This is a genomic window from Janthinobacterium saanense, from assembly GCF_014200675.1.
Taxonomy (GTDB): domain Bacteria; phylum Pseudomonadota; class Gammaproteobacteria; order Burkholderiales; family Burkholderiaceae_D; genus Janthinobacterium.
Genome location: NZ_JACHCI010000035.1, coordinates 1 through 12,387, shown reverse-complemented (window position 1 = coordinate 12,387; position 12,387 = coordinate 1). Strand labels below are relative to the sequence as shown.

Annotated in this window: 13 protein-coding genes; all 13 read right to left on the bottom strand. The window is 60.0% G+C overall.

Features of this window, described 5'->3' with window-relative positions; genetic code table 11:
* Nucleotides 1-34: 34 nt before the first annotated feature.
* The gene (locus HDE72_RS27145) at nucleotides 35-994 is read right to left on the bottom strand and encodes a siderophore ABC transporter substrate-binding protein (protein WP_183748628.1); all 960 of its coding nucleotides are present in this window, start codon (nucleotides 992-994) and stop codon (nucleotides 35-37) included.
* Nucleotides 991-1,767, bottom strand: coding sequence for an iron ABC transporter ATP-binding protein (locus HDE72_RS27140; protein ID WP_183748626.1), 777 nt, complete (start codon nucleotides 1,765-1,767; stop codon nucleotides 991-993). Before HDE72_RS27140 ends, HDE72_RS27145 begins: the two co-directional genes overlap by 4 nt.
* Nucleotides 1,764-2,729 carry an iron chelate uptake ABC transporter family permease subunit gene (locus tag HDE72_RS27135; RefSeq protein WP_221291427.1) on the bottom strand — a complete coding sequence of 322 codons (966 nt, stop codon included), beginning with the start codon at nucleotides 2,727-2,729 and terminating at the stop codon, nucleotides 1,764-1,766. Before HDE72_RS27135 ends, HDE72_RS27140 begins: the two co-directional genes overlap by 4 nt.
* Nucleotides 2,729-3,685 (bottom strand): ABC transporter permease, encoded by a 957-nt coding sequence (locus tag HDE72_RS27130; protein ID WP_311735294.1) that lies wholly within the window; start codon nucleotides 3,683-3,685, stop codon nucleotides 2,729-2,731. The genes HDE72_RS27135 and HDE72_RS27130 overlap by 1 nt, the downstream gene beginning before the upstream one ends.
* A complete protein-coding gene (locus HDE72_RS27125) occupies nucleotides 3,682-5,436 on the bottom strand; it encodes an ABC transporter ATP-binding protein (protein ID WP_183748615.1) in 1,755 nt (584 codons plus the stop codon). The genes HDE72_RS27130 and HDE72_RS27125 overlap by 4 nt, the downstream gene beginning before the upstream one ends.
* The gene (locus HDE72_RS27120) at nucleotides 5,430-7,205 is read right to left on the bottom strand and encodes an ABC transporter ATP-binding protein (protein ID WP_183748613.1); all 1,776 of its coding nucleotides are present in this window, start codon (nucleotides 7,203-7,205) and stop codon (nucleotides 5,430-5,432) included. The genes HDE72_RS27125 and HDE72_RS27120 overlap by 7 nt, the downstream gene beginning before the upstream one ends.
* Nucleotides 7,206-7,279: 74 nt before the next feature.
* Entirely contained in the window at nucleotides 7,280-8,251 is a 972-nt protein-coding gene (locus HDE72_RS27115) for a FecR domain-containing protein (RefSeq protein WP_311735293.1), read from the bottom strand.
* Nucleotides 8,248-8,766 carry a sigma-70 family RNA polymerase sigma factor gene (locus tag HDE72_RS27110; RefSeq protein WP_183748611.1) on the bottom strand — a complete coding sequence of 173 codons (519 nt, stop codon included), beginning with the start codon at nucleotides 8,764-8,766 and terminating at the stop codon, nucleotides 8,248-8,250. Before HDE72_RS27110 ends, HDE72_RS27115 begins: the two co-directional genes overlap by 4 nt.
* A 110-nt stretch (nucleotides 8,767-8,876) precedes the next feature.
* Nucleotides 8,877-9,470 (bottom strand): TetR/AcrR family transcriptional regulator, encoded by a 594-nt coding sequence (locus HDE72_RS27105; RefSeq protein ID WP_183748609.1) that lies wholly within the window; start codon nucleotides 9,468-9,470, stop codon nucleotides 8,877-8,879.
* A gap of 216 nt (nucleotides 9,471-9,686) precedes the next feature.
* Complete coding sequence (locus tag HDE72_RS27100) at nucleotides 9,687-10,229, bottom strand: superoxide dismutase family protein (RefSeq protein WP_183748607.1); 543 nt, start codon at nucleotides 10,227-10,229, stop codon at nucleotides 9,687-9,689.
* 559 nt (nucleotides 10,230-10,788) lie between these two features.
* On the bottom strand, nucleotides 10,789-11,301 hold the full coding sequence (locus HDE72_RS27095; protein ID WP_183748599.1) for a hemagglutinin repeat-containing protein: 513 nt from the start codon (nucleotides 11,299-11,301) through the stop codon (nucleotides 10,789-10,791).
* A gap of 33 nt (nucleotides 11,302-11,334) precedes the next feature.
* Nucleotides 11,335-11,643, bottom strand: coding sequence for a hypothetical protein (locus HDE72_RS27090; RefSeq protein WP_221291424.1), 309 nt, complete (start codon nucleotides 11,641-11,643; stop codon nucleotides 11,335-11,337).
* The coding region (locus HDE72_RS27085) for a CdiA C-terminal domain-containing protein (RefSeq protein ID WP_221291423.1) at nucleotides 11,640-12,387 on the bottom strand (748 nt) is incomplete at its 5' end. The genes HDE72_RS27090 and HDE72_RS27085, both read right to left, overlap by 4 nt.

Sequence of the window (12,387 nt, the reverse complement as noted above, 5' to 3'; positions counted from 1 at the left end):
AACGAGATGGCAAAACCCTCAATAGAAATTTGATTTATTGGTAAGCCTTTAGTACGTCATCGATCACGATCTTCAGCGAACCTACGCTGGCAGCCGTGATATACCAGGCGTCGGCATCGGCAAAGACCACGCGGCCGTTCTTCCAGGCCTTGGTCTGGCGCAACAGGGGATTAGCCATGCGCTCGGCATCCATCACAGGACGGTGCTCCATCACGGCCGTGCGGTCGACGATATAGATGATGTCCGGGTCGGCTTGCTGGATGAACTCGCTCGATATCGGCTGGCCGTGCAAGCCCGCTTCCACCTTGCTGCTGGCCGGTTTCACGCCCAGCGCATCGAATACGAAGCCATAACGCGACTTGACACCGAACGCGCTGAAGGCGCCATTGTTATGCAGCACGATCAGGGCTTTTTCGGGACGGTTTTCGATGATGTGTTTGGCGTCGGCAACCTGAGCGTCGAGCTCAGCGGCTTTCTGGCGGGCCAGGTCTTCCTTGCCGAAAATGCGCCCCAGGGTCAGCAAATGCTGCTTGACGATATCGATATGCCCGCTGCGGCTGTCGCGGTAATCGACGTCGAAATGCAGGGTCGGGGCGATTTCACTCAACTCCTTGTAGTGATTCGCTTGCAGCGAGGTGATCAGGATCAAGTCCGGCTTGAGTGCGTGCACGCGCTCCAGGTTGGGCTGCACGATGGCGCCCAGGTCTTGCACGTTCGCATCATCCTTGTATTTGCCCAGGAAATGCGGCACGTAATCTTTGACCGTGCCCGCCACGGGTATGCCCAGCTGGTCGAGGAAATCGACTTCATTCATGTCCAGCGCCGCCACCCGCTGCGGCTGCCGTGTGATCACTGTATCGCCCAGCTTGTGCGTGACGGTGATCGGTGTGTAGGCGGACTGGGGAGCCACGGCAGCAGGTTCCGTCTTGCTGCAAGCTTGCAATGCCGCCAGCGCCAGGCTCAACGTGGCCAGCTTGAATAATGTACGGGTCATGCCAGTTCTCCTGATGGGTTGAAATAATTGCAAAGACAGCCGCGCGCATTGCGCACGATGTCGAAGTCCAGTTCGTACAGCGCCTGCAGGCGCGGCTCGGTCACCACCTCGGCCACGGGGCCGCTGAAGACGAGCCGGCCATCTTTCATGGCGACGATGTGGTCGGAGTAATTGGCGGCGAAGTTGATGTCGTGCACCACCAGGATCACGGTGCGGCCCTGCTCGTCGCAAAGGCGGCGCAGCGCGCGCATGATCTGCACGGCGTGTTTCATGTCCAGGTTATTCAAGGGTTCATCCAGCAGCAGCACCTGCGTTTGCTGGGCAACAGTCATCGCCAGGAAGGCCATTTGCCGCTGGCCGCCGCTCAATTCGTCGATATAGGCGTGGCGCAGCTTTTCCAGCGATAAAAAGCTGATCGCCTCGGCGATGGCTTGCCGGTCCTGCGGCGTAAGGGCGCCACGGCTATAGGGAAAGCGGCCGAAAGCCACCAGTTCCTCGACCGTCAGGCGCAGGTTGAAGTCGGGCGACTGGCGCAAGGTCGCGACCTGGCGCGCGTAGTCGCTGGTGCGCATGCCGGCAATAGCCCGGTCGCCCAGCAGGATCTCGCCCTGGCTGGGATCGAGCAACCGCGCGACCAGCATCAGCAAGGTCGACTTGCCTGCGCCGTTCGGACCGATCAGGGAGGTGACTTGCCCTTTGGGAAATTGAACACTGAGCTGTGACAGCACGGTCTTGCTGCCGTAACTTTTATGGATATTCTTGACTGTAATCATGCTCTACCCTGCTTGCGCACCATGAGTGCGAGGAAATAAGCGCCACACACCAGATTGACGAGGATGCTGACGGTGGTCTTGTAATTGAAAACGTGCTCGACCAGCAGCTGGGCCATGAGGAAGATGGCGATGGCAATCGCGCAGCCCAGCGGCAAGGTCAGCTTGTGCCGCACGCTGCCTGCCAGCGCATACGTGATGTTGGCCACAAAGATGCCCATGAAGGCGGTCGGCCCCAGCAAGCTGGTCGACACCGCCACCAGCAGCGCGATCAAGGCCAGGTAACACTGCACGTAGCGCCGGTAAGACACGCCCAGCGAGATGGCCTGGTCGCGGCCCAGGGACAGCACGTCCAGCACCGGCAAGGTTTTCCATGCCCCCAGGCAGGCGGCCATCACCAGCACACCCGAATACAGCAGTTGCATGGGTTGCGCGCGATTGAACGAGGTATAGCTGTAGCCTTGCAGGATGGAAAATTCGCCGGGACTGATGCGCAGCTGGACGAATTGGGTGAAGGTGCCGATCACCATGCTGAGCACCAGGCCCACCAGTAGCAAAAAATACACATTATTCTTGCCATCGTGCAAAAGCCAGCGGTGGATGGCCCAGGAATACGCCAGCATGAAGGCGATGGACAGGAAGAAATTATTGATCTGGCTGACCACCACCAGCGCCTGCGTGCCCATGAACAAAATCAGCAGCGACTGCAGCAACAGGTACACGGCTTCATAGCCCATCACGGCCGGCGTCAAAATCCGGTTGCCGGCGATGGTCTGGAACAATATCGACGAAAACGCCACGCAGACGCCACCGATCACGATGGCGGCCAGGCGCGCCAGGCGCTTGGGGATCACGTAGTCGACATCGAAGCCGGAAGACCAGAAAACAAAGGTGGCCGCCAGGGCCAGCAGAACCAGCAGAAGCAGCAAAGGCGGCCAGATGGCCAGCCGAGTAGAGAAGCGCATCATTTGTTTTTCCAGATCAGCAGGGCCAGGAACAGCAAGCCGCCCGCGCCGCCCGCCGTCAAGCCTATCGGCACTTCGAACGGATAGATCAGCAAGCGCCCGGCGATATCGCAGGCCAGCAGCAGCGAGGCGCCGTACAGGGCGACGATGGGCAAGGTACGGCGCAGGTTTTCGCCGTAGTGCATGGCCACCAGATTCGGTACGACCAGGCCGACAAACGGAATCGCGCCCACCGTGATCACCGTGGCCGACACGGTGACCGCCACCAGCATCAGCCCGAGCGCCGCCGTCGCGCCATAATTTAAGCCCAGGCTGGTGGCCATGCCCTCGCCCATGCCCAGCACGCTGAAACGCTGCGCGTACAGATAGGCCAGCGCCACGATGGGCAGGATCAGATAAATGATTTCGTAGTTGCCCTGGACGATGCGCGAAAAATCGCCGAGCAACCAGCCCTGCATGTTTTGCAGGATGTTGTTGCGGTAGGCGTAGAACTCGGCAATGGCGCTCAGCACGCCGCCATACATCAGGCCAACCACGGGCACCAGCACCGTATTCTTGAACTGGATGCGGCGGATCATGGCCACGTACAGCACGCTGGCGGCAAAGCAGAACAGCAGCGCGAACAGCATCTTGCCCACCGCGCCCACGCCAGGCATCAAAGTGAGCGAGATCAAGATGCCCAGCTTGGCAGCATCGAGGCCGCCCGAGGTAGCCGGCTCGACGAATTTATTGCGCACGATCTGCTGCAGGATCACGCCGCAGACGGACAAGCCCACACCCGTCAGCACCAGTGCCGCCAAACGCGGCAGCCGGCTGGCGGTGACGGTCAGCCAGGCGTCGCCGGAGCCGGACAGCAGCTGCGCCCACGACAACTGCCTGGCGCCGACCAGCAGCGAGGCGCAGCACAGCAAAACAAATACGGGCAGCAGCAAACGGCTGGAGGCAGAATGGATCAAGGCACGGTCCCGCGTTGCTGCGATGTTGAGGCAATCCGCCAGCCCTTCGCCGCCTGGCGCTGGGCCAGGAATTGCGCGTAAGGTCCTCGATTGGCACTCAACTGCGCGGGCGCGCCTTGCTCGCTGACCTGGCCGCCGTCGAGCACCACGATCTGGTCGGCCATGGCCACCGTCGACAACTGGTGCGCGATGACGATCACCGTGCGCTTGCCGCGCAGGCGGGCCAGTGCCTCGGCGATGGCGGCCTGGTTTTCGGCGTCCAGCGCAGCCGTCGCTTCATCGACCAGCAAGATGGGCGCATCCTTGATCAGGGCGCGGGCAATGGCGATGCGCTGGCGTTCGCCGCCGGACAGGCGCACGCCGCCCTCGCCCACCGCCGTCGCCAAACCCTCAGGCAAACGGGCGATGATTTCGCTCACGCCAGCCTGCTGCGCCGCGTTCAGTACTTCGGCATCGCTGGCGCCCGGCTTGCCGATGCGGATATTGTCGGCGATGCTGCCCTGGAACAGATAACTGTCCTGGAAAATCTGGCTGATCTGGCCAGCCAGCTGTTCACTGGACATCTCACGCACATCGACGCCGCCCACGCGCACGCTGCCTGCATCGACGTCAAAGAAACGGGCGATCAGGCGCAGCACCGTGCTCTTGCCCGAGCCGGACGCGCCCACCAGCGCCGTCATGCTGCCGGGAGCGATGTGCAAGCTGAGACCGCGCAGCACCTCTGCCTGGTCTGGTGCGTAGCGCATGCGCACATCGCACAGCTCGACCGAACCATCGCGTGGCGCCAGCGGCGCTGCAGCTTGCGGCAAAGGCTGGACGGCCAGGATATCGCGCACGGCATCGAGCTGCCCCCGTGCGCCGCGCAGCACTTCGCCATAAGCGGCCACGTCTAGCAGCGGCTCGACAAAACGAATCACCAGCAGCAGCGCCACGATGACGGCGATGACGCTGTCCGTATCCATTCGCAGCCATAGCGCGCCGGCGACCAGCAAGGCGCCAAAAATCGCTTGCACCACCCAGGCGTTGAACACGGCCGACAGGGACGACAGCACAATCAAACGGCTCCCCGCCTGGCGCTGGTCCGTGATGGCCTGCTCCAGCAAACGCGTGCCGCCGCCATCGCCGCCGAAGGCGCGCAGCACCGATTGCGCCTGGGCGAATTCCACCATGCGCGCACTGGTGGCGGCAAACTGGCGGTGATATGCATCGTCGGCACGCTGGCCCAGGCGGGCGGTCAATAGCAAGGCGCCGGCCAGTACAGACAGCGACAGCAAAGCGATCAGGCCCAGGCTCCAGTGCAGCGCGAACAAGGCCAGCACGATCACCAGCGGCGTGATGGCGCCGCTGATCACGGGCGTGAGCACATGCGCGGGCAGCTGCGCCACCTGCATCATGCCTTGCGTGACGACGTGGCCCAGCCTGGCCGTGTTCTCTGGCGTGAACCAGCCGACCGGCAAACCCGCCACATGCGCGCCGATGCGCTGGCGCCCCGTTTGCAGCACGGTGACCCCAACGCGCACGCCGGCCCTTTCCAGCATGCGGCGCCAGGCCCAGCAAACCACCATGCCGGCCAGCAGCACGGCCAGCCACAAACCAGCCGACCGGACATCACCAGCCAGGAAGTGACGCATGATCGGCACCAGCGCGGTGATGGCCAGACCGCACAGCACACCATAGGCGATCGCCATCGATACGTAGCGGCGAAACACGGGCGCATCTGCACCCAGCAGTTGTATAAAGGTTTTCAGCATGGTGTGGACTCCAGCGATGATGAATAGCCACCCAGCGCCCATAAGCGCGCATAGCGGCCATGGCGGGCCAGCAGCTCGGCGTGGCGCCCCTGTTCGCTTATCGCGCCGTTTTCCAGCACGATGATGTGGTCGGCGTGCATGACGGTGTCGAGCCGGTGGGCGATCACCAGCAGGCTGCGGTCGCGGGCAAAGCGCGACAGCGCTTCCTGGATCAGTACCTCGTTTTCAGCATCGGCCGCCGCCGTGGCTTCATCGAGCACCAGCACGGATGGCGCCAGCAGCACGGCGCGGGCGATGCTGATGCGCTGCTGCTCGCCGCCGGACAATTGCCCATCCTCGCCGACCACCGAGTCGTAGCCGCGCGGCAGGGCCAGGATGCGTTCATGGATATTGGCTGCGCGCGCGGCGTCTTCAATTTCCTGTGCACTGGCCGTCGGGCGGCCCAGCGCGATGTTCTCGCGCACGCTGGCGTGTATCAGCCGTACTTCCTGCAGCACGAAACCGATGGACCGGTACAGCTCGGAGGTGGCGATCTGGCGCAGGTCGACACCGCCCAGGGTGATGCGCCCTTGCGTGGGATCGAAAAAGCGCAGCAGCAGCCGGGCCAAAGTGGACTTGCCCGACCCGGAAGCGCCGACGATGGCCGTCACCGTGCCGGGCTTGAGCGTAAAACTGATGTCCGTCAAAACCTGGTGCTGCCCGTCATAGGAATAGCCAAGCTTGTCGACGCATAGCTCGCTGCTGTCAGGCAGCTGGCCCTGGCCCGGCTCTGGCTGCGCCAGCACTGGCGTTTGCAGCAAGGCTTGCACGCGCTGCGCGGCGGCGGTAGCATTGTTCAAATCATGGGTCAGATAGTGCAATAGCAGCAGCGGCGCGGAAATGCCGGGCGCCACCAGCGCAAATGGCAGCACGTCCACGGGCGCCATCGCCCCCAGCGCCACGAACAAGGTGCCAAAACCCAGCACCACGCCGAGCACGGCGACCGGTGCAATCATGGCGTTGGCATTGGCCATGGACGACACCAGCGGGCGCGTAAAACCGGCAAAGGCGTGGGCAAAAGCATCGACTGCATCGCGGTAGCCGGCATGCGCGCGGCCGGTGGCGCCAAAGGCCTTGACGACAGGGATGCCATTGACGAATTCGATCACGGCATTGTTGATGCGCCCCAGACCAGTGACGAATTCCTGCATATTGCCGGCGCTGGCCTTGATGGCGTGGCGGAAGAACAGGAAAAATCCGGGGAATGGCACAATCGCGATCAGGGCCAGGCGCCAGTCCATGGCAAACAAATAAATCAGGGAGATGGCGATCACGCCAACGGCGCGCGCGGTGGTCGTGAAGAAGTGCGCGGTGAGGCTGTGCAAGGTGCCGATATCATCCTGCATGGCCTGCTTGACTTCGCCCGATGCGCGGCTGGTGAACCAGCCCAGCGGCACTTGCGCCAGCCGCCGCGTGATCTGCAGGCGCAAATGGTGAGTGATGTGATTGTCGGCCAGGTGCGCAGCCATTTCGCCAGCCGACACCAGCAGCATGCCGGCCAGCAGGCTGGCCACGCTGATACCGACGATCGGCCACAGCGCATGCTGCGCTGCGCTGGTGCTGTCAAGGGCGGCCCTGGCAATTTCAGCGATGCCGGCCAGCGGCAGCAGGGTCAGCATGCTGCCCACGGCGGACAAAAAGCACGCCACGACCAGCCGCCCGCGGATGGGCCGCAATACCTGCGCGACAGGACTGGCGCCATTGGGTGCCGCCGCCTCATTGCTACTCATACAAACTCCCGGAAATTAATAAGCTCTTGCTTATCTCCCGAACGAGACCGCAAAACCCTCAATCCATTTCCGGATTAATTTGTAACAGGGGTAGCTGCCCTCACTGTCACCCAGTAGCGGGTACGCGATACCAGGTCCACCGGCAGCACCCGCGTCAAATTATGCAGCGCCCGATCCGTGTCGCGCACGGAAAACACGCCGCTCACTTTCAGGTGCGCGATTGCCGGGTCGCAGCGCAGCAAGCCTGGACGATAGTGGGCCAGTTCCGCGAGCAGCGTATCGAGCCGCATGCCATCGGCTACCAGCAAACCCTGGGCCCAGGCGGCGGCGCTTTGCTGCACGCTGGCCGGTGCTTGTACCGTACTGGCATTGAAGCTGCTGCCCTGCCCCGCATCGAGACGCACGGCGATGCCTGTTCCATGCGCGGGCCGCACATCGACGGCGCCTTCGAACACGGCCACGTGTGAGTTGTCCGCCTGCTGGCGCACGGTAAAACGCGTACCCAGCGCCTGCACGGTGCCGTGGCGGTCCCGCACGCGCAGGGGACGATAAGCAGGTGCGGGATCGGGCGCGCTGGTGACCAGGATTTCACCGGCCCACAACACGATCAGGCGCTCATCTTGGGTGAAACGCACGTCGATGGCCGAAGCCGAAGACAGCACCACTGTGCTGCCGTCGGCCAGGGTGATGGCGCGGATTTCACCGGTGGCCGTGCTATAGCCGGCCATGGCGATCTGCCAGCGATCACCGCCACCCACCAGATAAGTCGCCCCGCCAATGGTGATGCTCAGACCCAGCAGTTGCAGTGCGCGCCGGCGCGCCAGGAAGGCGGCGGGCGCCGGCTCGCGCAAGACATGGCGCGCCACCTCGCGCGGCGTGCTGGAGAGTTTATCGTCGAACGATTGCAAGCGGCGCCAGGCCAGTTCGTGGTGCGGATGTTCGACGCGCCAACGCTCGCAGGCGGCCCGGTCTGCATCGCTGGCGTCATCAGCCCACAGCCGCACCATCCACTCGGAAGCGCGCTGGACGATGGCCGGACTGATCACCTCCCCGTCCCGTGCCACGCGTGGTAACAGGCTTGCAGGCCGGCAGCCAGGTATTTTTCAACGGACGACACGGACACTTTCAGCTCGGCGGCGATATCGCGGTAGTTCATGCCATCGAGCTTGCACAGCAGCAGCGCCTGGCGCGCCTTGACCGGCAGGCTGTGCAATATCGCATCGATTTCAACCAGTGCTTCGACTGCCAGCGCGCGCGTTTCCTCGGAAGGTGCAAACGCTTCCGGCAACATGGCCAGCGCATCCAGATAGGCGGCCTCGATCTGGCGGCGGCGGTACAGGTCGATCACCAGGCCGTTGGCGATCTGGGTCAGGTGGCGCCGCGACTCGTCAACGGGCGGTATGCGCCCCGTTTTCATCAGGTGCAAATACACGTCGTGCGCCAGGTCAGCCGCATCGAAGGCATTGCCCAACTTGCGGCGCAGCAAGCCACGCAGCCAGCCGTGATGGTCTACATATAAGGTGTCGACTTGTTGCTGTAGCGCGAATTCGGCGGTGCCCACGATACCCTTCCTGTGCCCGATTGAGCCCAACGGCCAGCAGGCGATGGGCAATGAATTTAAATGCGAATGATAATTATTTACATTGTATAAGATTCATCGGATGGGTGCAATCAGGTTCCGCCCTTACTGTGCGGCTCCATGGCAAGCGCACCGATGATCAGCGCCCGCATGCCCAGGTCAAACTCGGCCTCGATCTCCGCGTCTTCCTCTTCCCACGCATCGTCCCCCGCCGCATATACGGTATCGGCCAGGGCGATGCAATGAAAAGCCACCGTCGACAGCAGCCAGCGGGCACGCTCCATGGACATGCCGTACAGGCGCGCCACCTCGGCTTGATGCGCAGCTATCCTGGCCAGCATGGCGGGCGTGGTCACCTTCCTGCGTATCAGATAAGGCGCCAGGCCCTGATGCGATTTGACGAGTTCCCGCAAGGACGCACTGAAACGCAGCAGAAAATGTTCCAAGTCATCATTGCCGGTATCGGGGAGTTGCCAGCGCGTGAAAATTGCTTCAGCCACCAGCAGCTTGAGCGCCGCCAGATTGGCGACATGCTTGTACAGCGCCATATGACTGACGCCAAGCAAGGCGGCAACGCCGACAAACGTCAGCTTGGGCAAGCCCATCGCCATGCCGGCATCGGCAATACGCTCGCGCGTGATGGTACGGGGACGCCCGGGGCGCGGCGCAGGCGTTGCAGTTGTCATGTGATTTTTGCGAGAAGGCTACTGCGCTGGCTGTTTCGGTCAATTAGTTTATCATGATGAAACTAATTATTCCAGCGTGGGAATGCAGCAGGTGATGCGGCGCCAGCAACAGCGAATTGATGCGCAGCAGGACAGCTTGATCCCGGCCTTGCTGCGACTGTGTGATAAAGAGCATTGCTGACGGCATCCCTTCTGCGCCGCCAGCAGTGTCTGGATTTACTTCAACGCGATCACGCCGCAAGCCAGGCGGGCGCCGGAGTTGCCCGTTGGCTGCGTCCGGAAATCGTCTTCGCTGGCGTGTACGATCAAGCCACGGCCAATAATGCTGTTGGCGGCGCCCTTGTCCAGCGAAATCTGGCTCACAGGAAATGACGTTTTCAATTCCGCACTGCCATTCATATCCGCTTCCAGATTGCCGAAATCGCCGTCATGATGCGCGCCGCTGGCCGGATTGCCATGCTGCGTTCCGGTCGGATTAAAGTGCCCGCCCGCACTCAACGCATCCGGCGAGCTGCAATCGCCTTTTTCATGGATATGGAAACCATGCCGGCCAGGCGACAAGCCGCCGATACTGGCGGTTACCCAGACCCGGCCATCCTTCTGCTCAAAATGGACGCTACCGCTGGCTTCACTGTCACGCGTCGGCTTCATGACCGCATCGGCAACCAGGTCGCCCGGCGTACTGACAGACGGAGTGGTGGCGCAACCCGCGATGGCGACAGCCGCAGCACTCAAAAGAATAAGCGAAATATATTTCATGTAAAGTTCTCCCGAAAAGGTGGCTAAGATGTCTCATATAGGTTTTATGGGTATGACTTGCATGACTGACCATATGCGAAAACCTTCTAGGCGCAGCCATGGACTAATGATCTCATCTTTTCGGTTCTTGAATAATGAACGATTTTTAATCGCGCGCCCATCTTGAAAGACCACGTTGCCGGCATGCATGGAGCGACTCTTGACACTCCCGCAAGCGACTGTTTGCTACCTCAGGCGGCATTGTTTTGGGCAAGCCCGGAAGATAGCGTTGTGCCATTTTGCGCCATCAAATTGGCATATTCGATTATCAACTTGATAGCGAGATGGGGATTTCAGGTGCTTGCGCCTTGGAGAGATACCTTCCTGAAGGTGCAATAAGGTCGCCGTTGATCTCAATCAACGATATGGCGAGTTTAGCGAAAACGCGCTACGCTGCTTGTCAATGAGGGGGCCTCGCTTCGTTAGGCAACGTCATTACGCATTGCACTTTTAACGACACTCAGATTGGCGGCAAGCGGCCGGCTGGGGAAGTGCAAGGCTTCCCCTATTGCTCGTCCAGCTACCTCGACCAAGTATAGAACTCGTTACGACGCAGCCCCAGCGCTACCGCCAGATCAGTAGCACTTTGATTGCCTGCGCGTAACCGGGCTACCGCATGACACTTGAATTCATCGCTGAATCTCGCATGCGACTTCAGTGCTACTTCCTGTGACAAGAGAATGATCTCCCGCTTCGAGGGTAATTGTTTCTTATTCATGAGTATCCTCCGGGGAACATTGTCCCCTGAGGATGTCCATGAAAACCGGACTAGCTCAAACTGGCCCCGGCTTCGTGCGTCGCCGCTCTGCAAGGTAGCGTCCCGCTCCTGATCCACCGTGGTGGTTTTGGTACCATAACTGAACCCAATGCCACCACCACTCATGAAGCCGCTTTTCTCGGTACTGGAATGGTGCAGCTTGGATACGGTATTGGTCGCTGCAGCGATGGTGATGTCATTACCGGCAAGCAGTTTCGTTGCATCATTGCTCAGGATGCTTGAACCGGTGGCCTGCAGATCATGCCACGCCTGCACTGACCCCGGCTATACTATCCGTTCAACATCCCGTCAAGGCTGAGGCCGTGTCTGAATGGCAGAACTGACCCCGGCTTCCATCTTTTTATCAAATTCTTTTTCCTGCTCAGGATCAAGTTGCTCATCTAAGGCTTGCTCATAACTCTCTTTCATTCCTATTCTTGGCAATACTTCCTGCAAAGAATGATAGATATTTACATCAATCAACCCCCATTCCAATAAAGCATTAAGATAACCATGCCAGAGTAGTGCTACCTCGGTAGTATTACGCCAACTGAGTTGATTAGAAATACGCCTACGTAATTCTTTCTCTGTTGGATATCCATTAAAAATTGATGTCATTTTGAAACCTTTTTTGGGGTAATATAAACCGTTCCCTGATTAGTAATAATCACTACACTTTCAAATTTTTGTCCGTCCGGCATCTTTGCATCGGCCCCAAAAGCACGATTAGCACCTCGTTCAGCAATTTCAGAAGTCATACCAAGCTGACCACGTGCATCAACAATTACGTTACCAGACTGGCCACGGGCATTCATAATGGTACTAGATAGTGCTTTCGACAATCCATCAGAACTTTGATTAGCAACATTTGTCATCGTTTTCAACTCATAACTTTTCCCATCAATTTTAAAATCGGCACTTCTCCCCAAGTTAGTCGCAGGAATAACCTCCACCGTTCTACCGCCATCTAACATTTCTTGAACATACTTCGTCTCTGCGACCGTCAGTTGTTCAGTTGAGCCAATAAGTTTCCCTCGAACAGGATGCGCCATACCCCCATCGGATGTTCCCTTCGACCCAGCATAAGGCTCATCTCCTATTATTGTACGCGGCTTCTGATTTGCTAACGCTTGCCCTTCCACAGCTAAGTTCGCCTGATTCGTACCCGATATATCTACACTTCCAGATCGTACCGTACTACCTACTGCAGATGAACTTCCCCCTTCAGCCTCTACCGCAGCGACCTTACTAACGCTTGCTCCTTTAAGGAAACGCTGATTTATTCTTCGGCTGCCGTTCACGGCAGCGCGCCGAACTGAGACAATAGCGACACGTTCATTGCCCCACCGCCGACCATGCAAA